Origin of the sequence: Streptococcus australis ATCC 700641, assembly GCF_000186465.1 — a bacterium.
Taxonomy (GTDB): Bacteria; Bacillota; Bacilli; order Lactobacillales; family Streptococcaceae; genus Streptococcus; species Streptococcus australis.
The window spans coordinates 1,154,776-1,178,122 of record NZ_GL636091.1; the positions used below are offsets into that span (position 1 = coordinate 1,154,776).

Sequence of the window (23,347 nt, forward strand, 5' to 3'; positions counted from 1 at the left end):
TCTCCCAGCCTTTTTTGCTTGTGATAAATGATTGACAGAGAGAGGCTTTTCCGCTATTCTAGGGGAATGAAAGAAAAGGAAAGGGATTGAGATGAAACGGAGTTACTGGCAGGACCTGAAAGGGGCCTTTTACTTAATCTGGCGCAATAAATGGTCCTTTATCTCTGTAGGGATCCTCTTGCAGTTTGTGGTTGGCATTGGGGCCGCGGCCTTGAGCTGGGTCTTTCAACTCGCCCTCCTCTTATCGGGTGAGTCCAACATTGACAAGAACAATATCCTATCTACCTTGACCAACCCTTTGAGTCTGGTAGCTTTGGTCCTCTTTGCTATTGTCTTTGCCTTTCTCTTTATGCTGGAGATGCGGACCATGATTGCCCTGATTTATCTGTCTCGTACGGATCAACACCTTTCCTTTAAAAAGGTCTTTCGCCAGTCTTTTGGTCGCTTAAAGGATTTTAGTGGTTGGAACCTGCTTCATTTTCTCTTTTATATGCTACTGACCTTACCTGTAGCAGGTCTCTTGATTGGCTCTACTCTGACGGATGGTCTTTATATTCCGAATTTTATCACAGGGGAGTTTTCCAAGACGATAGCTGGGTCTATCGGCCTCTTCCTAGTCCAAGTACTGCTGATCTATCTCAATCTGCGTCTCATCTATACGGTGCCCAATATCGTGATTGAAGAGTTGCCTTTTGGCACTGCCATGCGCAAGAGTTGGGAGATGACTAGAAAAGGTGGGATTCGCCTTGTCCTGCGGATCTTCTCCTTTGAGTTTATCCTCTCTCTTACAGCTATTCTCTTGATCCTTGGCCTGGTCTTTGCATCTAGTCAGCTGGACAAAACAGGCCAGCATATCTGGGTGCAGACCATCTTTCTGGTCTTAATTCGCCTCTACATTTTCCTCTTTTCTGTCATGTCAAAACTGGGAACCTTGGGAATCATCCTGGACAATGGCTGGGAGACTCCAAGTCGCTCGGTCATCAAGACTCGAGGCTCTCGCAAGATGAAGGGGCTCTTTGTCCTGACCTTTCTTTTCCTCTTGGCTCAGTCAGGGATGGCCTCATATGACTTAGCGACCTTAGAGGTCAATGACCAGGTAAAAATCGTAGCCCATCGTGGCTATGTGGCTAAGGGTGTAGAAAATTCCCTCGAAGCACTCGAGGCAGCTGCCAAGGAGAAGGCTTCCTATGTCGAGATGGATATTCTCTTGACCAAGGACCATCAATTCGTCGTCAAGCATGACTACAATCTCAAACGCTTGGCTGGAGTGGACAAGGATGTCAAAGATATGACCCTGGCTGAGGTGCAGGGATTGAAGATCCAACAGGATGGTCATACCAGTCACATCCCCTCCTTTGAGGAGTTTGTCACCCGGGCCAAGGAGCTGAAGATGCCCCTCTTGGTCGAGCTCAAGCCTCATGGTGCAGAACCAGAAAATTACGTGGATCTCTTCGTCCAAAAAATGAAGGAGTTGGGAGTTGAAAAGGACTATCCAACCATGTCCTTGGATCTGTCGGTGATGGAAAAGGTGGAGAAGAAAGCTCCGGAGATTAAGACTGGCTATGTCATTCCGATTCAGTTTGGACAATTTGAAAACACCTCAGTCGACTTCTTTGCGATCGAAGACTTTTCTTATCAGGAGGATTTGGTAACCCAGGCCCATGAGATGAAAAAAGAGCTCTATGTTTGGACCATCAATGATGAAGAAAAGTTAACGGCCTATCTTCAACGGCCGGTCGATGGGATCATCACGGATGAAGTAGCAGAGGCGCAAAGCCTGAAGAAAAACTTGAAGAAGAACAAGACCTACTTTGACCGCTTCTTAAGCTTGGTATCTCTCAGTACCAGTGAATAGAAATACGGTTTAAATAGAACTTTAGTTAACTGGCCTTCAAGGTTGCTAAATCAGAATATTCAGTGGAGAGGATGACTAAATGTTTGATTTTTCTCCCATATTGCTCTATACTAAATAGTATGAATAACTAAAGTCGTCCCTACAGTAACGCTGTCAGGGCGCTTTCTGTTTCTATAGCTTTCGAATGCAGAGATGGCCGATTTCATCAAATGATTTTCTTTTATTTTGGGAATGGACATCTTGCTAAAGAAAACTTTACTAACTAGTATTTTAGGAGGTATTTATGCTTCAGTCATTGATTGCTGAAATCAAGGAATACAAGAAACCCTCAGTTCTAGCCTCACTCTATATGGTGTTTGAGGTCATGTTTGAGATTTCTATTCCCTTTATCATGGCGACGCTTCTGGACAAGGGGGTTCAGAAGGGGGATATGACCACGGTTCTGACCTATGGTCTCCTCATGTTGGTTTTCGCCTTTCTCTCTCTTTTCTGCGGGATGCAGTCGGCTCGCTACGGGGCTTTTGCATCAGCCGGTTTTGCTAAGAATCTACGGAAGGCGATCTTCAAAAAGATCCAAACCTTCTCCTTTGAGAACATCGATAGCTTCTCCTCCGGTGGTCTGGTAACCCGGATGATGACGGATGTGACCAATGTGCAGAACTCCTATCAGATGGTCATCCGGATCTGTGTCCGTGCTCCGCTCAATCTGATCTTTGCCATTGTTGCTAGCTACTTGATCAATCCGCAGATGGCCATGATCTTTGTAGGGATTACCCTCTTCTTGGGGTTGGTCTTGGGTGTGATCACGAAGATCGTCTATCCACTCTTTACCAAGGTCTTTGATGCCTATGATAACTTGAACAATAGCATCCAGGAAAACATCACCAACATGCGCGTGGTCAAGTCCTATGTCAAGGAAGAAGAAGAGACGGTTAAGTTTAAGAAGGCTTCTCGCTTGATCTACAACATGTTCATGAAGGCTATTCGTATCGTGATTTTGAGTAGTCCAGCCATGATGCTCTCCTTGTATACTTCCTTTATCTTGATCTCTTGGATCGGGGCACAACTCATCGTGGGTGGAAGCTTCACGACTGGTGAGCTGACGTCTATGTTTGCCTATGTCATGACCATCCTTATGTCCCTCATGATGTTTATGATGATCTTCGTCATGCTCTCGATCTCTATGGCATCTGTAGAGCGGATCAATGAAGTCCTTGGGACAGAGTCAACCATCGTCTCCCCGGAGAATGGTCTGACAGAAGTAGCAGATGGATCGATTACCTTCGACCATGTGGACTTCGCCTACACGGACGAAAATGGCGACAAGGCCCACGTCTTGTCCGATATCAACCTCAGCATTCGCTCGGGTGAAGTGATCGGCATCCTTGGAGGGACTGGTTCTGGTAAATCTAGTCTAGTCCAGCTCATCCCTCGTCTCTATGATGTAGAGTCTGGTAGTGTCAAGGTAGCTGGTCAGGATGTGCGAAACTATGATCTAGACCATTTGCGCAAGCAAGTTGCCATGGTACTTCAGACCAATGTCCTCTTCTCTGGTACCATCAAGGAAAATATGCGCTGGGGAAATAAGGACGCGACGGATGAAGATATCATAGAAGCTTGTAAGATCGCTCAAGCGGATGAATTTATCCAGAACTTTAAGGATGGCTATGATACCATGATCGAACGTGGTGGTGCCAATGTTTCAGGTGGTCAGCGCCAACGTCTCTGTATCGCCCGCGCTCTCTTGATGAATCCGAAGATCTTGATCTTGGATGATTCGACCTCAGCTGTCGATACCAAAAGTGATAGTCTGATCCGTCAAGGTCTAGCGACTAGTCTCAAGGACACGACCAAGATCATCATTGGCCAACGGATCTCTTCTATCCAAGATGCAGATCGGATCGTGGTCATGAATGATGGGAAGATCGATGCGATCGGTAGTCACCAAGACTTGATCGAGAGCAATGCCATCTACCGTGAAGTCTATGACATGCAAAACCAAGGGAAAGGAGGACAAGCAGATGAAGAATAAGAAAAAAGCTAGCTGGGGCTCTCTCGTACGCTTGCTAGACTATATGTGGAAACAGTATAAGTTCGTCCTTCTCTTAGCAGCTGCCCTCATCGTGACAGCCTCTCTCTCTACGGTCTATATTACCTCCTCTATCCGGGCCTTGGTGGACCAATACATCCAACCCATGTTGGATAGTGGAAGCAGGGACTTTGGTCCACTCCTCAGCTTCTTGATGACGCTGGCAGTAGTAGGTATCTTGGGTGTTTTGGCCAACTATGGCTTCTCCCTCATTATGGCGACAGTGTCTCAGGATGTCCTGCGCTCTCTACGGAACCAGCTCTTTGCCCGTATGCAGAAGCTTCCTGTCAAGTACTTTGATACCCACCAGCACGGGGATATCATGTCTATCTATACCAATGATATTGACGCTCTTCGCCAAGCAATCGAGCAGTCTATCCCACAACTCTTGCAGTCAGCCATCACCATCATCGGTGTAGCCATCAGCATGATCATGATCAGCCCTCTTCTCTTTCTTCTGGTTCTCGCCATTGTTGGTGTCATGGCCTACGTCATCAAGGATATCTCTGGCAAGTCTGGTCGTTATTTCGCTGATCAGCAAAAGAACTTAGGGATTGAAAATGGCTTTATCGAAGAGATGATGTCAGGTCAAAAGGTAGTCAAAGCCTTTGTCCACGAAGAGGAAAGCATCGAAGCCTTTGAGCGAATTAATGACCAACTCTTTGAATCATCTTATCAAGCCAACCGCTATGCCAATGTCTTGATGCCTGTCTTGGGGAACCTGGGAAATGTCTCCTTCGTCTTGACTTCATTGGTCGGAGGGATCTTCGCCTTGAATGGCATTAGTGGCCTCACCATTGGTGGCCTCATGGCCTTCCTCCAGCTCAACCGTTCCTTTAACGGGCCTATCACTCAAGTATCGCAACAGTTGAACTTTGTACTCATGGCTCTGGCTGGGGGAGATCGGATCTTTGATCTCTTGGATGAAGAAGTTGAAGTGGATGAAGGGAAAGTCACCTTGGTCAACTATGAAGAAGTCGATGGCCGCATGGTCATCACTGATAAGAAGACCAACCTCTGGGCTTGGAAACACCCTCGGGAAAATGGCGACTACGAACTGGTCAAACTGGTCGGAAATGTCGTCTTTACCAATGTAGACTTCTCTTACAATGAGAAGAACCAAATCCTCTACGATATCAACCTTTACGCAGATAAGGGGCAAAAAGTGGCCTTTGTCGGTGCGACAGGAGCAGGAAAGACCACCATTACCAACTTGATCAACCGTTTCTACGATATCCAATCAGGATCTATCACCTATGATGGGATCGATGTGAAGCTGATCGAGAAGGCTTCGCTCCGTCGCTCGCTAGGGATCGTCTTGCAGGATACCCACCTCTTCACTGGAACCATCGCAGAAAATATCGCCTATGGTCGATCAGATGCGACCCGGGAGGAAATCCTGGAAGCAGCCCGCATTGCCAATGTGGATTCCTTCGTCAAACATTTGGACCAAGGCTACGATACCGTCTTGAACGATGATGGAGCCGGTCTCTCAAACGGTCAACGTCAGCTGATTGCCATTGCGCGTGCTGCCTTGGCCAATGCACCGGTCTTGATCCTTGATGAAGCGACCTCCTCAATCGATTCACGGACAGAGAAGATGGTCCAAGAAGGGATGGATCGCCTGATGGCTGGACGGACCGTATTTGTCATCGCCCACCGTCTCTCAACCATCGTCAACTCGGATGTGATCATGGTCATGGACAAGGGACGCATCATCGAGCGAGGCAACCACGCTTCCTTGATGGCAGAACGCGGGACTTATTACCGCCTCTACACCGGTGGCCTTGAAATTGATTAATACAAAAAAGTCTGAGCGTTGTCTCAGGCTTTTTGAGTATGGTAATCTTATCTTTGAAACTTTCCTTAGGTGAGATCGGACGTCAGCGAACTTCGAAGAAGTTCCGTGACTAAATCAAGATACAAAGGGCGCCTGCGGATAAAGTCAAAATAGGGAGCAGGACAGAAGCACTGTTGTATGGGATTGCTTCGTTGTCCTGCCCCCACAAGGCTGATTAGGATTCTTCCGAGCTAAAAGGCGAGAGAAGGATTCAATCAGCTACTCTGTCTTGGATATAGTAATAATGTATTTTGCGCTTTTTACACAATCCGCAGCCCGTGTTCAATTCGTTTTGAGCCCCTTTCTCTTTATTTTCTAATCTCAGGCTGGAACAGTTAAAAGCCTCCCTTTGATAAATAAAGCGGAGAGAAAAACGGGCCTTGTAGGTCCGCTTTTTTTATGACATAACTCATTTCCATGGTATAATGGGAGGACTATTAACCGAGAAGATCAAAAGGAGACAAGAGTGGATCAAAAACATCACTGTCAAGTCCTATGGGCGAAAAATAAATACTTGGTGCTGAGTCGTTCGAGTAATATCTACAAGGAAATCCGGGAATACCTCAAACAAGACCAGGTCGAGGTCAGCCACGTCGAAGGCTTGATCCAGCAAGCGATAGCCCTGCCGGAAAATCGTGGCCAGGTCTCTAATGCCTTCCAGCATATCTGGGGCTATTTCAAAAAGCAGGCAACAGCAGAGGAAAAGGCGGACTTTATGTTGCTACTTGAGAAATACCAGCATGGTCAAGCTAGCCAAGAGTATCTCATCAAGTGGGTTCAAGCGCTCCTTAAGCGCTACCCGAATCGCTACTTACAAGACTCGACGCTACTAGGAGGCCAATAGATGAGACTCTGGCACCAAGACTTGATTCCCAAACTCCCTCGTCCCCAGCTCCTAGGCCAACACCGGGAATGCTGCGCCCTTCGAGGCAATGGCTGGGGCAAGAAGCACGCGACGGTCAACTATGTCTTTGACTACTCGCCCTATCGCCTCTATGCCTATCACCGCCTGATCATGGAGGAGATGACGGCTCGTGGCTATAAGGTCAGCCCAGAGTGGTGGGAGTCGACCTACCGAGGCAAGACCTGTCCAGCTTATTCAGAGCTGGAAGAGGAAGTTTTGAGCACCCCTATCTATCCCGAGCACCAGGCTACTTACGCACAAGAATGCCTGGAGAATCTAGCAGAAAAAGGGATCCAACTAGACTAAGAAAGAACGAACCAGACCAGGTTCGTTTTTTTGCGCGAAAAACCAACAAAATGCTTTGAAAGCGTTAATTTCTTTTCCAAACATGCTATAATAATAGGAGATTATGCACAGGAAAAGGATAGAGAGATGAAGGCAGTAGCAACTCCAGAACTTGAGATTGAAAGATCGGAGTAGCACTGCTTAAATAGGATGATGATATGAAAAGACAAAAAGATTTTTCTGAACTAACCAGGGTACAAATCCCAGCAGCTCTTCATCTCATGCGTATGGGCTACACTTATCTTCCTCGCAATAGGAAGGAGATTGCAGAAAGAGATCCAGATACCAATATCCTCGTATCAGTTTTTAAGGAGCAATTTTTAAAATTTAACAACTACTTGACAGAGGATGACTTTGAAAGAGAACTGGCCAATATCAAGTTGGAACTAGATCAAAACGACTTGGGGCGTTCTTTCTTTAAACGTCTGCAAGGTCAAGAAGATGCCCTTTATATTGACTGGGAGCATCCTGAAGCCAATACCTTCCATCTGGCACTTGAAGTTACTTGCCAAAATGGTCAGGATGAATTTCGTCCGGATATCGTTATTTTTGTCAATGGACTGCCTCTTTCTTATATCGAAGTGAAACAGCCCAATGCAATTCGTGATGGTAAGACTGGAATTCAGTCAGAGCAGGACAGAACCAGATACCGTTTTGAAAACCGTAAGTTCCGTCGTTTTAACAATATCACCCAGTTGATAGCCCTCTCTGATAACTTGCCATACATCAGTGGACAAGGTAAGCAAAAACAGGGTTCTTATTACGGTTCAAACGCCTATTCAAAAACCAAATTTAATGCTTTCAAGGAAGAAAGAGAAGAAGATTTCCTTCATTCTCTTACCCCTCTAACCGATAACCAAATCGACTTTATCCTAGAAGACATGAAGCGCTTTGCCCTCAAGTCCCAGCCAGAGTTCACAACAAACCTAAACCCTGATACACCTTGCAATGCCTTCCTGTCTTCTTTGTACCAGAAGGAACGCTTGCTCTTTATGCTTCGCTTTGGTCTGGTCTATGTCGAAGAACAAAGCAAGGATGGGCAGATGCAACTGCAAAAGCACGTCATGCGCTATCCTCAGTATTTTGCGACACGTGCTATCGAAGAAACGATCGCAAAAGGTGTCAAGAAGGGCGTCATCTGGCATACACAAGGGTCAGGTAAGACTGCCTTGGCCTTCTTTAATATCCGCTATCTGACTAACTATTTCTCAAAAGAGGGAATCGTTCCTCAATTTTACTTTGTCGTCGATCGTCTGGACTTGGCAGACCAAGCCTTTAAGGAATTCACCAAACGAGGTCTCAAGGTTAAACGCATCAACAATCCACAAGAACTCAATCAAAAACAAGACGGGTATGATGTCGCTGTGGTCAATATCCAGAAGTTCAAGGATGATTCGGATCTGACAGACCGCTCTGGCTATGACCTCAATCGTCAAAATGTCTACTTTATCGATGAAGCCCACCGTTCTTACAATGAACGAGGTTCCTACCTGCCAAATCTCTATCAGGCAGATACCAAGGCTATCAAGATTGCCTTGACAGGAACGCCCCTCATTACCTACAAGAAAGATGACAAGACTAAGGAAAGTCATGCGACCACGCGTGATATCTTTGGGGATTACATCCACAAATATTATTACAACCAGTCTATCGATGACGGCTTTACCCTACGCCTGATGCGAGAGGATATCGAGACTTCCTATAAGGACAATCTCAGATCCATCAACGAAGAAATCCAACGAGGTGACCTTTCCAAGGAAGATATCTTTGCCCATCCCCGCTATGTGGAGCCTATGCTAGACTTTATCATCGAGGACTTCAATCGTGCTCGTAATTTGGTCTTTGATGACCAGACCATCGGTGGCATGATTGTCTGTGACTCGTCCAAGCAAGCGCGTGAGCTTGAAAAGCAATTAGAAGAACGACGTCAAGCAGGCTCAACCACCTTGACTTCCGTTCTCATCCTCCATGATGAGGGAGACAAGGAAGAGAAGAAGGACAAGGTAGATGCCTACAAGGAAGGCAAGATTGACCTTATCATCGTATACTCTATGCTCCTGACAGGTTTTGATGCACCTCGTCTCAAACGCCTCTACCTAGGGCGTAAGATCAAGGCTCACAATCTTTTGCAAACACTAACCCGTGTCAATCGTCCTTACAAGGACTACCTCTTTGGCTATGTCATTGACTTTGCGGATATTTCCAAGGAGTTTGACAAGACCAATCGTGCCTATCTGGAAGAACTCAACCAAGAGTATGATACGACTCTGACTGGGGAAAATGGCGAGGATGTTTTTGGCTCACTCTTTGTGTCAGCAGATGAGATTTCTCAAGAGTTGAGCAAGACTGAGCATATCCTCATCGACTATCCAACGGACAATCTAGAGTACTTCTCCCAAGCCATCAATGATATCAAGGATAAGAAGCAGTTAATCGAACTTCGCAAGGCCTTGGAGTCTATCAAGCAGTACTACAATATCGCCCGTCTCCTCGGCTACGACTACCTGCTCCAGCAGATTGACATCGCCCAGATTGCAACCCTGCTCAATGTCCTCTCTAGACGGATGCTGACACTGTCTCTGATAGATAAACCAGATGACTTCTCCAGTCGGACGCTCTTAAATCTTGCCATGTCTGAGACTAGCTTTAGTTTTATTAAGATTGCAGAAGAAGAACTTCGTCTAGCAGCCAATGACCTGGAAGATTTGAAACGAAGAGTGGCAAGCGGCATTAAAAAACAACGTGATGAAAAGGATCCTGAGTGGGTCTCTCTCTACGAAGAATTTCAGCGCATCATGAAAAAACACCTGATCCATGGGCAAGAAGGCTTCACCATGGAGAATATCAAAGAAACCCAAAAAGACTATGAAGAGCTATTTAAGTCCGTGGAGGATTATCATACTCGTATGAGACGCCTAACCATGAACTTTAATGGAGATGAGATGGCAGCTCGTTCCTACAAACACGTGACTAACTCGACTATGGTTAGTGATTATCCTGCTATTTACCATGTCATCAAGGGTTCTAAAGTTAGACTGGACCGTAAAATCGGTCAAAATCAAGGAGTACTTGATAACGAGGACTTTCTTAAGAAAATGATTCGAGAAGAAGCTCGGATTGAAATGAAAACCAACCAATCTGCAAGTAGTTTGACAAGAGAGGATTTTAATTATATCGTCGAGTCACTATTTGAAGGATATGAAGAGGAATACCAACACTAATGAATGAAACATACAAAGTCCAAGTCCAAGGCTTGGTAGATGCTTTGAAGGCTGTCTTTACTCACGCGGGACTAGGAGGAGAAGCAGGTGAATACAAACTCCTCACCCAGTCCTTCCTCTACAAATTTTTAAATGACAAGTTTTTGTATCAAGCCAAGGTCCTAGATGAATCTAATACCTATGAAAATCTGCTGGCTATGAGCGAGGAAGACTATGACTGGCTTTTGGAGGATATCGGTACTAGCACAGCCTGGCTCAAGCCAGACCAGTTGATCGAAACTCTCCACCGTCAGCAAAATGAGACGACTTTTTACGAAACTTTTGAAAATACTCTCAATCAGATCGCCATTGACAATAACGATATCTTTTCTGTGCATACAGACGGCGACACAGCTATTCGTCTCTTTGACGAGCGTCTGATTACGGATACCATATCAGATAGCAGTAAGCGTAACGAAGTAGCGAAATCCATCATCAATCTCCTTACACGCATCAAGTTTGATGAGACCATCTTTTCACAAGGTTTTGACTTTTTCTCTACCCTCTTTGAGTATATGATCAAGGACTACAACAAAGACGGTGGGGGTAAATATGCTGAGTACTATACGCCTCACTCTGTGGCTAAGATTATCGCAGATATCTTGGTGGGAGATGATAAACCTCAAAACGTTCGGATCTATGACCCATCAGCTGGTTCTGGAACCTTGCTTATGAACTTGGCTAGTCGTATCGGTGTAGACAAGACCACTGTCTATAGTCAAGATATCTCGCAAAAGTCATCGAATCTTCTCCGTCTCAATCTGATTTTGAATGGACTGCAACACTCTATCCATAATATCGTACAAGGAAATACCATCACCGCCAACCGTCATCCTGAAAAGATGGACTATATCGTGTCTAACCCTCCTTTCAAGCTGGACTTTTCAGAGTGGCGTGACCAAGTGGAGACCTTGCCAGAAGCCAGTGAGCGTTTCTTTGCAGGAGTGCCAAAGGTTCCAGCCAAGTCCAAGGACAAGATGGCGATTTATGAGCTCTTTGTCCAACATATCATCTATTCCTTGAAACCAGACGGTCAAGCAGCCGTTGTCTTGCCGACTGGCTTTATCACGGCCCAGTCAGGGATTGATAAGACTATCCGCCAACACTTGGTGGACAATCAAATGCTGGCAGGTGTCGTTTCCATGCCGTCCAATATCTTTGCGACGACAGGAACCAATGTCTCCATCCTCTTTATCGATAAGAAAAATAAGGGTGATGTCGTCCTCATCGATGCCTCAAACCTCGGAACCAAGGTCAAGGAAGGCAAGAACCAAAAGACTGTCCTCTCTCCTGAGGAAGAGCAAAAAATCGTTGAGACCTTTATCAAGAAGTAAGCCGTCGAGGACTTTTCTGTCACAGTCTCTTATGAGGAAATCAAGGAGAAAAACTACTCTCTCAGCGCAGGTCAGTACTTTGACATCAAGATCGACTATGTAGATATCACAGCAGAAGAGTTTGATGCTAAGATGACCGCCTTTCAAGACAAACTCTCAGATCTCTTCCAGCAATCGCATGCCTTGGAGCAGGAGATCGAGAAGCAGATGAAGGGGTTGAAGTATGGTAAAGATTAAATTAGGTGATATAATTGATTTTAAAAATGGAAAATCTGTAAAAAAAAGTGATGGAGTTATACCTATATACGGTGGAAATGGAATATTAGGTTATACCGATAAATCTAATTTTAGTCATACTATAGTTGTCGGAAGAGTGGGTGCATATTGTGGAAGTATATATGTCGAAGAAAATTCATGTTGGGTTTCAGATAATGCAATCGCAGGTGTTCCGAAAGAAGGACAAGATTTAACGTATTTGTATTATGTATTGAAGTCTTTAAATCTAAATAGTAAACAAATTGGTTCTAGTCAACCACTTATTACTCAAAGTATGTTAAGAGACATGGTTGTTGATATTGAAATCAATATTGAAAAACAAAAAAGAATTGCAAATTCAATTTCAATAATTGACCAAAAAATCCAAATCAACAACCAAATCAACCAAGAGTTGGAAGCCATGGCCAAGACCCTCTATGACTACTGGTTTGTGCAGTTTGATTTCCCAGACCAGAATGGCAAACCCTACAAATCATCAGGCGGCAAGATGGTCTATCACCCAGAACTCAAACTCGAAATCCCAGAAGGGTGGGGAGTGGATAAAATAGAAGATATAGCTAAAACTGGTTCTGGTGGGACACCAAAATCCACAAATGTTTCATACTATTCAAATGGTGAAATACCATGGATAAATAGTGGAGAGTTAGAGCAAACAGTTATTACAAGTACTTCTAATTTTATTACAGAAGAAGGGTTAAATAATTCTAGTGCGAAGTTATTCCCTAGTGGGACAATTCTAGTTGCAATGTATGGAGCAACAGCAGGAAAAGTTAGCTTCTTAACTTTTGAAGCATCAACAAACCAGGCAATATGTGCGATTATGTTAAAAGATATTAGGATGCGTTATTATCTCAAAAATGTAATTGAGGACTTATATCAGTATCTTGTTAAGTTGAGTACAGGTTCTGCAAGAGATAATCTCTCACAGGATATGATTAAAAATATAAAAGTAGTTATCCCTTCAAATGATATTTTAGATAGATTTTATGATTTTTCTAATAATATCATTAAAGAAATAACTAAAAAACAACAAGAAAATGAACAACTCACCCAGCTTCGCGACTGGATCTTGCCCATGCTGATGAATGGACAGGTGAAGGTGGAGTAGGGAGAGTTTCGTTACATTATAAGGATAAGAAAGTGAAAACAGAAGCCACTACACAAGTAGCTGGATAAAACTAAACGTCTTTAGATATATTATTATCTAAAGGCGTTTTTTGGTAGATTCGTGGTATAATTTTGGTAGAAAAATAAACAAGAGAAAATAGATTCGATGTAAGATAGAAAGGAAAAGAATGCAGATACAGTTAATAAATTATAATGGACGTAATGAAAATGATTATAGTGTAAAGGAGTGTAATTCATTCGGGCAGGCCCATTCATTAGATTCTTATGATTTAAACATTATTGATTTGACTAGTTCGTCAATTTGGTTAAACCATTCTTCTATTACGGATTTTGAAACGCTAAACTGCGATAATGACTTTCAAACGCTATTAACTAGTGTTCTTCACTCATCTAAGACAAAATTCTTATATATTTTACCTCCAAATATTATCTTTAAAACGAAATATACTACACCAATTAGAGGAAGAGGTAAAGATTTTTTAGCTAGGGAACAACTTAAAGATATTATTAGGTCTTTGGTTTATAATTTAAAAAAAGTTATACCATTAGATATTGATTTGTATTACGAAAAAACTCATACAAATTTGTCAGGTATCAGACTATCAGCTGATTTCTATTTGAACTCAGAAATGGGGGAGGATTTTTATGACGGTTATAATCCACCAGAGGATATGGTCTATTCAAACGGAAGCGAAAAATTAGTATTTGTATCACATGGTAAGTATTCATTAACGACCCTACAAGCTAAAAATAATGATGAATTTTCAGTCTTAGTACAAAATGTTTTGATGGATGAAACCGAAGAAGAGGGGCCTGACTGGTTTCAAGAACTACATTTTTTTGATGATATTAAGCAAGATGAAGCTATACAAATAGAAAATAAAAAGATTGAAGAGTCTAAAGATAAAATAAAAATTTCAAAAGAAATAATTCGTGAAAATAAACGTTTTGAATCAATTTTATTTAAATCAGGATCAGAATTAGAAGCAATTTTGAGTGAAATGTTAGAAATAATGTGTGATGTTCAAAGTGAATTTGAAGATAGAAAAAATGAAGATTATTCTTTCGAGAAAGATGGGATTCATTACATTTTTGAATTTAAAGGTCTAACAAAAGATGTAAAAAAATCAAATGTTTCACAATTAGTGACTCACGGACATATTTATGAAGAAACAAAAGAAGTTGTTCCAGACGTAATTAAAAAGATAATCATAGTAAATCGATTTAAGGATATAAAACCTGAGGAACGGCTACCTGTTAGCAGTAATGTTATTGAAGTAGCCAGGAATGCGGCTAATAATGTGTTGATAATAGATAGTCTTATTTTCTTAAAAATGTTTGAACAGTTTAAAACAGGAAAATTAAGTTCAGAAGATATACTATCTCGTTTCCAAGAAGTCGGCTTGTGTGAATTAGATAGATAGGAGGAATACGATTAAATCAAATATTAAACAGCACGTTGTTCCTAAAAGTTATTTAAAACGATTCGGTAAGAAAAATCTGAATAATAAAGGCTATAATATAGCAGTTAAACAATTAAAATCTAATAAAATTTTTATAGATTCAGTTGATAATGTGGCGTTTAGGAAAAACTTTTATGACGTTAGTGATAAAAAAGATTCTAAACATTGGGAGAAATTTTTCTCCAGCGAAATTGAACCTTTATATGGACCAGAGATGACAAACATAATTGCTTCAATAACGTTATCTCAAAAAAAGAATGATGTTTTAACAGTTTCTCAAATTCACTCGTTATCTAAAATGATCACTTTTCAAGTGTTAAGAGTACCAGGATTTTTAGAACGTAGGTTTGAGAATGGGAAAATTATGTTTGATGAGACAATTAACGAAACATCTGAACAGTTTGAATTACATCCTGAAACAATAAAACTCATATTAGATGATTCTGTAAATAATAAAGATGACTTTATAAGAGATAAGACTATTCCATTAATTGCAGAGGTGGATAGACTGGAAAAATTTTCAAAGGTATTAGTTGATAAAATTTGGTTAATTTATTTCAATAATTCTAGTGTTCCTTTTATTACAAGTGACTCTCCAGTTGTGATGTATAATTTTATTAGAAATTCAGTTTCTTACGCTGACAACGGTGTAGGAAGAGATGATACATTTATCTACTATCCATTGTCCAGTAAAATTCTTATTAAAATAGTACCAAGGAATTTTTTGGGAGTAAAAGTGGAAAGTTCGAATAATACACTAGCAGTTCTTTCGAATCATGATACTTCTTTTATAAATTCAGTTAATAATCTTCAAGTTAGGCACTCTGAAAGACAGATATTTGTTCATCCGGATTTAATGGATTCCTTAAAGACTATTACTAATACATAACCAAAGCAACTTGATATTTTCATTTTTTCGTTTTTTACAAAAAATTGATAAAATAGAAAGAAAATTCATTTCCTTAAAAAATTAAGATAAAATTTTGTTTCCGTATTTTCTGGGAACTAGTAGAAGTTAAGGAGAAATATGGGAAATAACAACCAACGTGCCCTTTGTCAGCAACTCTGGGCGGAAAACAAATACCTTGTTTTGAGCCATTCTATATCTTTTAACCATCTAGTCAGCTATCGGAATACGCGTGAGTTCACGACTAAAAGTATAGTTAACTCCAATATCATGCTGGAGTTGGCGTCTAAAAAAGCACGTGATACAACAACTACCAAGCTTAATCGTAGAAAGCTAGAAAGAAGCTTGCCTGATTTGAGAAAGTTGACAAGACAAGACCCTGAAGTCTTCCCTCAGCGCTTGTCTGATATCTTGTTAGACTGTGGTGTTGTCCTAGTCGGTCTCCCTGCTTTACCAAATGCCAATCTAAATGGTGCTACAAAAAAAATTGGAAATGGTAGTGCCTTGCTTTTACTGACGGATCGAAACAAAGCATCCGATATTTTCTGGTTCTCACTTTTTCATGAAATAGGACATATTCTAGAGAATGATTTTTCATCTGATGATGGAAATAGTGAGTCTTACCGACGTTCTGAGGAAGAGGCAGATCGGTTTGCAAAAGATCTTTTGATTAACCCCAAAGACTATGAAGCTTTTGTAAAAAAAGGAAACTTTGATAAATCGGATATTCTACGCTTTGCTGAGGAGATTGATATTCATCCTAGTATTGTTTTAGGTCGCTTGCAGAAGGATCAGTACCTTGGATATGAACAGTTTAGAGAGTTGAAAGTGAACTATTACTTTGTTCAAGTACATGGTGACTGAATAGGGGATTGTGTCTTGATGTGACTGTAAACTATTTAGTCAAAGATTATCAAACCCTCACCCTCCTTAGTTTTCTAAGGAGGGTTTTCTGTCGAGTTGTTTTCCTTGCTTCTTTGAAAAAAGAGTGTATAATGATGTAATATAAAACGTTACAACAAAAAAACCGAAAAGGAGACACCTGTGACCTACGCTTACAATAGTAAGATTTACCTGGCAGAAGCGGTACTCAATGTGAAGGATTTGGCGCGCCAGACCGCTTTTTACACCCAAATTTTGGGGTTGGAGATTTTGTCTCAGTCGGAGGAGGAAGTCCTTCTTGGGGTCGGAGGCAAGGCCTTGGTCCATCTCATCCAAACGGACCGGACCGAAGCCGTTAAAGCTAGCTATGGTCTTTATCACATGGCCATTCTCCTACCTAGTCGGGAGGACTTGGCGGATGTCTTCAAGCATATGGCTGAGCTGAACGTTCCCTTTGTCGGGGGCGCAGACCATGGCTATAGTGAAGCCCTCTATCTTGAGGATCCAGAGGGCAATGGCATTGAGCTCTACCGGGATAAGCCAGTGGCGGAGTGGGATATCCGTGAGGATGGTCGCATCATCGGGGTGACAGAGGAACTTTCTGCCCAAGAAATCTATGAAATGGGGCGCAAGGTGGAGCCTTTCCAGATAGCGTCCGATACCCGCATGGGACATATCCACCTCTCTGTAACGGATAGCCAAGCAGCGTCCGCCTTCTACCAAAAGGTGCTGGGATTCTCCGATAAGTTCACTCTTCCATCAGCCAGCTGGATTGCTTCTGGGGACTACCACCATCACTTAGCAGTCAATGAATGGGCCGGCAAGCACTTGGCCAAACGGGAAGCCCAGCTTCCTGGTCTTGCCTATTACGTCATCCAAGTAGAAAAGAAAGAAGACTTGGTTGCCATCGCAGAGCGAGCAAAAGAGCAGGAGGCACCTGTCACCTGGTTGACCTCTAGTGAGCTCGAGTTCACAGACCCAGATGGGATTGTGACCCGTGTCAGAAAGGGTTAGATAGCTTTATAAAATTGGATTTTTGAGAGGAAAAGCAAAAATAGTAAAAATTAGTGATATTTCGAGATGTAATTCTTGACATTACATCTGAGTCGTGTACAATAGTACTTGTAATAAATAAACTTACAACAGAAAGAGGAAACATCTATGAAAAACATTTTATTTATCGTCGGATCTCTTCGTCAAGGATCTTTCAACCACCAAATGGCCAAGAAAGCAGAAAGCCTTCTTGAAGGAAAAGCAACAGTGACTTACTTGGACTACAAGGACATCCCGATGATGAACCAAGATTTGGAAACGCCAACCTTACCAGCAGTGCAAGCAGTGCGTGATGCAGTCCTTGCGGCGGATGCCATCTGGATCTTCTCACCAGTTTATAACTTTGCCATTCCAGGTGTGGTGAAAAACTTGATCGACTGGCTCAGCCGTGCCCTTGACCTATCAGAAACTCGTGGTCCATCTGCCCTCCAAGACAAGATCGTAACAGTTTCTTCAGTGGCTAATGCAGGACACGAGCCAATGTTTGCGGCCTACCAAGCGCTCTTACCATTCGTTCGTACCCAAGTAGTAGGAGACTTCACAGGAATAACCGTTAACCCAGAAGCCTGGGCAACAGGTGAATTGATCTTGACTGACGAAGCCATCGCAGGATTGGAAAAACAAGCCCAAGCCCTATTGGAAGCGTAAAAAAAGCTGAGACTTCTGTCTCAGCTTTTTTAGATACTAAACAATTGTCCAAAGAGATAGGTAACACCCATAGTCAGTAGTCCGATAACCAAGTTACGGATCATGGCTTGCTTGGTAGGTGCTTTTCCTAGCTTGGCACTGGTGTAGCCGGTAAAGAGAAGGGAAAGGGCCACGATGATCACCGTTGCTGGGATCCGGATTTCTTTTGGCAAGAGGATGATCGACAGCATTGGTGGAAGAGAGCCGAGGACAAAAGCTACAAAACTAGAGATGGCCGCATGCCAAGGATTGGTAAACTCTTCAAACTCCAGGCCATACTTTTCTTCCACTAAGGCCTTGAGAGGGTGTTTGAGAAAGGCCCGCTCGGTCATGATTTGAGCAGCCGTTTCGCATTCCCCATTTTGGAGATAGGCTGCATAAAGGGAGTCGCGTGCAGCTATTGGATCCCGGTCCAGAAGGGCTTGCTCTCGGCTGACAGCGGCTTCTTCTGTATCCTTTTGGGTGGATACAGAGACGTATTCACCACCCGCCATAGAGAAGGCACCGGCCAGAATGGCAGAAAGGCCAGATAGGAAGATAATCCAAAGATTGCTGGTCGCGCTGGCAACCCCGATAACGACTCCAGCGATTGAGATAATGCCATCATTGGCACCGAGCACTCCAGCTCGTAAGATATTTAAGCGGTCGTTAAATGAAGCATCAACGCCATGTTTAGTTTCAGTCATACTTGTCTCCTGATTTCTTATTTAGAATGATTATAATTAAAGTTAAGTAATATTGCAAGTCCTTTGTCCTAAATGATAAAAGTCCGACAATTTAAGAAAGGACTATAGAAGGTAGAAGGCCTATCTCATCTTGAAAATATAGCGTCAGCAGAAGGAGCTAAGATATTATAATGCTTTGACATTCGAAATAATTTTAGATATAATTCTATAAATGAATTATGAATAGGAGTCAATCATGAAAAAATTAGTCGCAAGCGGTATTACCCTTCTCTCGGTTTTGACCTTGGTCGCATGTTCGGGAAATCAAACTGCAAAACCAAAGGCTTCTTCAGAGAAGTCTTCAAGCAAGGTGGAGAAATCTTCTTCCTCTAAGAAAACATCCTCATCTAAGAAGAAATCATTTTCTTCAAAGAAATTTGAATTGACAGATGATACAAGTAGCTCTTCTAGTCAGTCTACTTCAGGCTCTGGCGCTCAAGCAACAACTCCAGAAGTTGTTTTGGTAACAGATCAGGAAATTGAAAATGCGAAAACAATCGGGGATATCAAGGGACTTTATGCAAAACTAGCTGAAAATTATAAGAAGCATGCCAATGAATTGGGTGAAAAGTTGCCAAAATCTGAACAAGAATCTTACTTCAAGACCATAGAACCTGGTATCAAGAAGATGGATGAAGAGTTGGCTTCTGTGAATGAAACACTTGCTCAATTTGGAGATGATACAACGCTATTCCCAGAAGAGCACCGTGCTGCCTTTATCGAGGCCTTCAAAGCAACCCGTGATACCATGACAAATGCTTTGGTAACTGCTTATAAGTTTGTTGGAGGTTTGAGTAGCTAAGGTCTCTGTCTTCTCTGTGGGGACTCAGTTTCTACAGCTACAGATTGGATCTGAAAAGAAATAAAGAAAGAGAGAGTGGGACAGAAATCGGTAATTCGTTAGAATTCGATTTCGTCGTCCCACCTCCGCACAGTTGAGTAGGGCTGTAAAAGCTGATGAAATCAGCGTAGTAGAGCCCACTCAACCACTGCGTCTTGCTCGACAATCCAAAGACAATTGAGAGGCTAGGACTTTTGTCCCAGCCTCTTTTTGCTTTCTGTCGGAGCTAGTCTTTTAGGGGCAGTCGTGCTATAATCGTACTAGCAGATTATTGAAGGAGAAATTCATGAATCAAACAGTTGAATATCTAAAAGAACTAACAGCCATCGCATCACCGACAGGCTTTACGGAAGAAGTAGCAGCTTACTTGGTCAAGACCTTGACAGACATGGGCTACAGCCCTGTTCGGACAGCTAAGGGAGGCGTAACCGTTGTCCTCAAGGGTGAGAATGACGTGCAACACCGCTACATCACGGCCCATGTGGATACTTTGGGAGCAATTGTCCGTGCTGTGAAACCAGATGGCCGTCTCAAACTGGATCGTATCGGAGGCTTCCCTTGGAACATGATCGAAGGGGAGAACTGTACCGTCCATGTAGCCAATACCGGTAAGACCCACTCCGGTACTATCCTTGTCCACCAAACTTCTTGCCACGTCTACAAGGATGCAGGAACAGTGGAGCGGACCCAGGATAATATGGAAGTGCGCTTGGATGAAAAAGTGACCTCTGAAAAAGAAACCCGTGACTTAGGGATTGAAGTGGGAGACTTTATCAGCTTTGATGCTCGGACAATCGTCACAGATACGGGCTTTATCAAGTCTCGTCACCTGGATGACAAGGTCAGTGCTGCCATCTTGCTTAATCTCCTTCGCGTCTACAAGGAAGAAGGCGTGACCCTACCAGTGACGACTCACTTTGCCTTTTCTGTCTTTGAAGAAGTGGGACATGGGGCTAACTCTAGCATCCCAGCTCAAGCGGTTGAATATTTGGCAGTAGACATGGGGGCTATGGGAGATGACCAGCAGACAGACGAGTACACGGTTTCTATCTGTGTCAAAGATGCTTCTGGACCTTATCACTATGGTTTCCGCCAGCACTTGGTGGCCTTGGCCAAGGAGCAAAACATCCCTTACAAACTGGACATCTATCCTTTCTATGGCTCGGATGCCTCTGCAGCCATGAGTGCAGGAGCAGAAGTCAAGCATGGTCTTCTCGGAGCAGGGATCGAGTCTAGCCACTCTTATGAGCGGACCCACGTGGATTCTGTGGTGGCGACAGAGCGCATGGTCGACGCCTACCTCAAGAGCGACTTGGTCAAATAAGCTTCGTTTTCAAGGTTAAAACATAGGATTGAATCTGCCTGGTCGAGTTGACTGGGTAGATTTTTTAGGATAAACTGTCAAAAAATTCTTGACAACCCCAAAAAATGTAGTAGAATATGTAGTAAATCAGAAAGTAGCTAGTCTAAGATTTTCAGGGAGCCTGCGGGTATTGTGAGCAGGTAGTCGGAGTTAGTGAACATTGGGCTGATTGTTTAGAGTAGGAGAAGATAACACATATTCTTCTCGGTAGGCACCCCTTATCGTGCAGCTCCTTGTTAGAGGAGATAGAGATAATGGTTGCTTTCTACCCTTTTGACCATTAACTGAGGTGGTACCGTGTTAAACCCGATTTAATGCCCTCACAGAGTGTTACTCTGTGAGGTTTTTTTGTATTCTGTTGAAGTTGGTCTGCTTGCTAACTTCGAAGAGTATTGGATGTGCTTGGATCAGGACTTGCATCGCTTCGTCCCTAGGAAAAGAAAGGAATTCCTATGAAAAAAATTTTACCAGCTGATACCTTAACCCCCATTCTAGCCTACATGCGTGTCCAAGGTGACCATAAGGTCATCCTTGAGTCGATCCCGCGTGAGAAGGAGAATGCCCGCTTTTCAATCGTGGCCTACAATCCAGTATTTGAGGTGACCTATCAGGATGGCATCCTGTATGAGAATGGCAAGGTGCTGGAGAAAGATCCTTTTGACTACCTCCACCAGGTAACGGTAAAGGGGCTGACGTCTGATCTTCCTTTCGCTGGTGGGGCCATCGGTTTTGCGGGTTATGATATGATTGGAGTCTATGAGGAGATTGGATTCATTCCTCAGGATACCATCGGGACACCAGATATGCATTTCTTCATCTACGAGTCTTATTTGATTTTTGACCACAAGAAGGAAAAAGTCTATGTGGTGGAGGACAATATCTACTCTGGGCGGAGCAATGACGCGGTCCGCCAATCACTGGGGCAAGTAGTGACCGATCTGCAAACCCAAGCGCCCAACGAGTTCACTCCTCAGGCCTTGCAGGCCCTGCACTTCACCAACCATATCGAGAAGGAAGTCTTTATGGAAATGGTGGAGAAGGCCAAGAAACTGATCCGTGAAGGTGATATGTTCCAATGTGTCCTCAGTCAACGCTTCTCAGCAGATTTTGAAGGTGATCCCTTGGATTATTACCGGAATTTGCGCGTGACCAACCCATCCAACTATCTCTATTTCTATGACTTTGGAGACTACCAGATCATTGGGGCCAGTCCGGAAAGCCTGGTATCGGTGAAGAAGGGAGAGGTGACCACCAATCCAATCGCTGGAACCCGACCTCGTGGAGCGACGGAAGAAGAGGACCAAGCTCTGGCTCATGAACTCCTTCACGATATCAAGGAAACAGCCGAGCACCGCATGCTAGTGGATCTGGGCCGCAATGATATCGGGAAAATCGCTCAAAACGGGACGGTCGAAGTGACCAAGTATATGGAAGTGGAGTATTTCCGCTATGTCATGCACCTGACCAGTGTGGTCAAGGGGCAACTCCTGCCACACCTAACAGCTCTCGATGCCCTGAAAGCGACACTACCAGCTGGGACAGTCTCTGGAGCTCCTAAGATTCGGGCCATGCGTCGGATCTATGAATTGGAACAGGAAAAACGTGGCGTCTATGCAGGGGCTATCGGCTACCTATCAGCGACAGGGGATACGGACTTCGCCATTGCCATTCGGACCATGATCCTCAAGAATCAAAAGGCCTACGTCCAAGCAGGGGCAGGGATTGTCTACGACAGTGTTCCAGAGAATGAATTTTACGAGACGATTAACAAAGCAAAATCAATGACAAGAATAGGAGATGTTCAATGATTTTATTAGTGGATAATTACGATTCCTTCACCTATAATTTGGCCCAATACTTGGGAACTTTTACAGAGGTTGAGGTTTTGCGAAATGATGATGAGCGCTTGTATGAGCAGGCGGAAGAGGCAGATGCTCTCGTCTTCTCCCCAGGTCCAGGCTGGCCAGCAGATGCTGGGAAAATGGAAGCCATGATCAAGGACTTTGCAGGTAAGAAACCAATGTTGGGGATTTGCCTGGGGCATCAAGCCCTAGCTGAGACCTTTGGCGGCAAGTTGCGACTGGCTAAGAATGTCATGCATGGCAAACAAAGCCAGATTACCTTTGAAACACCATCTCCCATTTTCAAGGATATTGAGAATGATGTGCCCATCATGCGTTACCATTCTATCGTCGTTGACCAAATGCCAGAAGAATTTGAGGTAACAGCCATTACCACGGACGACCAAGAAATCATGGCCATCCAACACAAGAGCCTGCCAATCTACGGGCTTCAATATCATCCTGAGAGTATCGGCAGTCCAGATGGTCTAAAAATGATTGAAAATTTTGTGAAGCTGGTCCTAGACTAGACCAGCAGTTCCAAGCAGCTAAAA

16 protein-coding genes and 3 pseudogenes are annotated in these 23,347 nt (G+C 43.3%); 18 read left to right on the forward strand and 1 reads right to left on the reverse strand.

All coding sequences use genetic code 11. The features are described 5' to 3' along the window. Positions 1–91 precede the first annotated feature (91 nt). The 14 genes and pseudogenes from HMPREF9421_RS05290 (at position 92) to HMPREF9421_RS05350 (ending at position 17,984) form a co-directional block, all read left to right on the forward strand. Positions 92–1,855: a glycerophosphoryl diester phosphodiesterase membrane domain-containing protein gene (locus HMPREF9421_RS05290; RefSeq protein ID WP_006595970.1), complete on the forward strand. Its 1,764-nt coding sequence runs from the start codon at positions 92–94 to the stop codon at positions 1,853–1,855. 283 nt (positions 1,856–2,138) lie between these two features. Beyond that, a complete protein-coding gene (locus tag HMPREF9421_RS05295; protein ID WP_006595971.1) occupies positions 2,139–3,887 on the forward strand; it encodes an ABC transporter ATP-binding protein in 1,749 nt (582 codons plus the stop codon). After that, positions 3,877–5,745, forward strand: a complete 1,869-nt coding sequence (locus HMPREF9421_RS05300) for an ABC transporter ATP-binding protein (RefSeq protein WP_006597364.1) — start codon at positions 3,877–3,879, stop codon at positions 5,743–5,745. The genes HMPREF9421_RS05295 and HMPREF9421_RS05300 overlap by 11 nt, the downstream gene beginning before the upstream one ends. A gap of 505 nt (positions 5,746–6,250) precedes the next feature. After that, entirely contained in the window at positions 6,251–6,628 is a 378-nt protein-coding gene (locus HMPREF9421_RS05305) for a YbgA family protein (RefSeq protein WP_006595973.1), read from the forward strand. Further along, positions 6,629–6,994, forward strand: coding sequence for a TIGR02328 family protein (locus tag HMPREF9421_RS05310; RefSeq protein WP_006595974.1), 366 nt, complete (start codon positions 6,629–6,631; stop codon positions 6,992–6,994). It begins immediately after the preceding gene. A 197-nt stretch (positions 6,995–7,191) separates the two neighbouring features. Then, positions 7,192–10,254, forward strand: a complete 3,063-nt coding sequence (locus tag HMPREF9421_RS05315) for a type I restriction endonuclease (protein WP_006595976.1) — start codon at positions 7,192–7,194, stop codon at positions 10,252–10,254. After that, positions 10,254–11,864 (forward strand): annotated as a pseudogene (locus HMPREF9421_RS05320) (HsdM family class I SAM-dependent methyltransferase). Before HMPREF9421_RS05315 ends, HMPREF9421_RS05320 begins: the two are co-directional and overlap by 1 nt. Continuing rightward, positions 11,851–13,011, forward strand: a complete 1,161-nt coding sequence (locus HMPREF9421_RS05325) for a restriction endonuclease subunit S (RefSeq protein WP_006595978.1) — start codon at positions 11,851–11,853, stop codon at positions 13,009–13,011. The pseudogene HMPREF9421_RS05320 and the gene HMPREF9421_RS05325 overlap by 14 nt, the downstream one beginning before the upstream one ends. 187 nt (positions 13,012–13,198) lie before the next feature. Continuing rightward, positions 13,199–14,455, forward strand: coding sequence for a hypothetical protein (locus tag HMPREF9421_RS05330; protein WP_006595979.1), 1,257 nt, complete (start codon positions 13,199–13,201; stop codon positions 14,453–14,455). 22 nt (positions 14,456–14,477) lie between these two features. Next, positions 14,478–15,383: a DUF4238 domain-containing protein gene (locus HMPREF9421_RS05335; protein WP_081453578.1), complete on the forward strand. Its 906-nt coding sequence runs from the start codon at positions 14,478–14,480 to the stop codon at positions 15,381–15,383. 138 nt (positions 15,384–15,521) lie between these two features. After that, positions 15,522–15,600: pseudogene (locus tag HMPREF9421_RS10965) on the forward strand (YbgA family protein); the annotation flags it as partial. Then, positions 15,600–16,265 (forward strand): annotated as a pseudogene (locus HMPREF9421_RS05340) (ImmA/IrrE family metallo-endopeptidase); the annotation flags it as partial. The pseudogenes HMPREF9421_RS10965 and HMPREF9421_RS05340, both read left to right, overlap by 1 nt. Before the next feature lie 180 nt (positions 16,266–16,445). Continuing rightward, on the forward strand, positions 16,446–17,297 hold the full coding sequence (locus HMPREF9421_RS05345; protein WP_006595982.1) for a VOC family protein: 852 nt from the start codon (positions 16,446–16,448) through the stop codon (positions 17,295–17,297). A 147-nt stretch (positions 17,298–17,444) separates the two neighbouring features. Further along, a complete protein-coding gene (locus HMPREF9421_RS05350) occupies positions 17,445–17,984 on the forward strand; it encodes an NADPH-dependent FMN reductase (RefSeq protein WP_006595983.1) in 540 nt (179 codons plus the stop codon). Between the two features lie 29 nt (positions 17,985–18,013). On the opposite strand, the gene HMPREF9421_RS05355 is transcribed toward HMPREF9421_RS05350, so the two are convergent. Continuing rightward, complete coding sequence (locus HMPREF9421_RS05355; protein ID WP_006595984.1) at positions 18,014–18,709, reverse strand: VIT1/CCC1 transporter family protein; 696 nt, start codon at positions 18,707–18,709, stop codon at positions 18,014–18,016. 235 nt (positions 18,710–18,944) lie between these two features. Here HMPREF9421_RS05355 and HMPREF9421_RS05360 point away from each other — a divergent pair, with 235 nt between their 5' ends. The 4 genes from HMPREF9421_RS05360 to HMPREF9421_RS05375 all read left to right on the forward strand — a co-directional run bounded on the left by HMPREF9421_RS05360 (position 18,945) and on the right by HMPREF9421_RS05375 (position 23,323). Next, positions 18,945–19,550: a hypothetical protein gene (locus tag HMPREF9421_RS05360; RefSeq protein ID WP_006595985.1), complete on the forward strand. Its 606-nt coding sequence runs from the start codon at positions 18,945–18,947 to the stop codon at positions 19,548–19,550. 325 nt (positions 19,551–19,875) lie between these two features. Continuing rightward, positions 19,876–20,913: a M42 family metallopeptidase gene (locus tag HMPREF9421_RS05365; protein ID WP_006595986.1), complete on the forward strand. Its 1,038-nt coding sequence runs from the start codon at positions 19,876–19,878 to the stop codon at positions 20,911–20,913. 491 nt (positions 20,914–21,404) lie between these two features. Beyond that, positions 21,405–22,760 carry an anthranilate synthase component I gene (gene trpE / locus HMPREF9421_RS05370; protein ID WP_006595987.1) on the forward strand — a complete coding sequence of 452 codons (1,356 nt, stop codon included), beginning with the start codon at positions 21,405–21,407 and terminating at the stop codon, positions 22,758–22,760. Then, positions 22,757–23,323: an aminodeoxychorismate/anthranilate synthase component II gene (locus HMPREF9421_RS05375; protein WP_006595988.1), complete on the forward strand. Its 567-nt coding sequence runs from the start codon at positions 22,757–22,759 to the stop codon at positions 23,321–23,323. Before trpE ends, HMPREF9421_RS05375 begins: the two co-directional genes overlap by 4 nt. The last annotated feature ends 24 nt before the right edge of the window (positions 23,324–23,347 follow it).

Bases quoted from the DNA above. Each gene is read 5' to 3' on its own strand.
- HMPREF9421_RS05290 (WP_006595970.1), top strand. From the start codon at position 92: ATGAAACGGAGTTACTGGCAGGACCTGAAAGGGGCCTTTTACTTAATC.
- HMPREF9421_RS05295 (WP_006595971.1), top strand. From the start codon at position 2,139: ATGCTTCAGTCATTGATTGCTGAAATCAAGGAATACAAGAAACCCTCA.
- HMPREF9421_RS05300 (WP_006597364.1), top strand. From the start codon at position 3,877: ATGAAGAATAAGAAAAAAGCTAGCTGGGGCTCTCTCGTACGCTTGCTA.
- HMPREF9421_RS05310 (WP_006595974.1), top strand. From the start codon at position 6,629: ATGAGACTCTGGCACCAAGACTTGATTCCCAAACTCCCTCGTCCCCAG.
- HMPREF9421_RS05315 (WP_006595976.1), top strand. From the start codon at position 7,192: ATGAAAAGACAAAAAGATTTTTCTGAACTAACCAGGGTACAAATCCCA.
- HMPREF9421_RS05325 (WP_006595978.1), top strand. From the start codon at position 11,851: ATGGTAAAGATTAAATTAGGTGATATAATTGATTTTAAAAATGGAAAA.
- HMPREF9421_RS05330 (WP_006595979.1), top strand. From the start codon at position 13,199: ATGCAGATACAGTTAATAAATTATAATGGACGTAATGAAAATGATTAT.
- HMPREF9421_RS05350 (WP_006595983.1), top strand. From the start codon at position 17,445: ATGAAAAACATTTTATTTATCGTCGGATCTCTTCGTCAAGGATCTTTC.
- HMPREF9421_RS05355 (WP_006595984.1), bottom strand. From the start codon at position 18,709: ATGACTGAAACTAAACATGGCGTTGATGCTTCATTTAACGACCGCTTA.
- HMPREF9421_RS05360 (WP_006595985.1), top strand. From the start codon at position 18,945: ATGAAAAAATTAGTCGCAAGCGGTATTACCCTTCTCTCGGTTTTGACC.
- HMPREF9421_RS05365 (WP_006595986.1), top strand. From the start codon at position 19,876: ATGAATCAAACAGTTGAATATCTAAAAGAACTAACAGCCATCGCATCA.
- trpE (WP_006595987.1), top strand. From the start codon at position 21,405: ATGAAAAAAATTTTACCAGCTGATACCTTAACCCCCATTCTAGCCTAC.
- HMPREF9421_RS05375 (WP_006595988.1), top strand. From the start codon at position 22,757: ATGATTTTATTAGTGGATAATTACGATTCCTTCACCTATAATTTGGCC.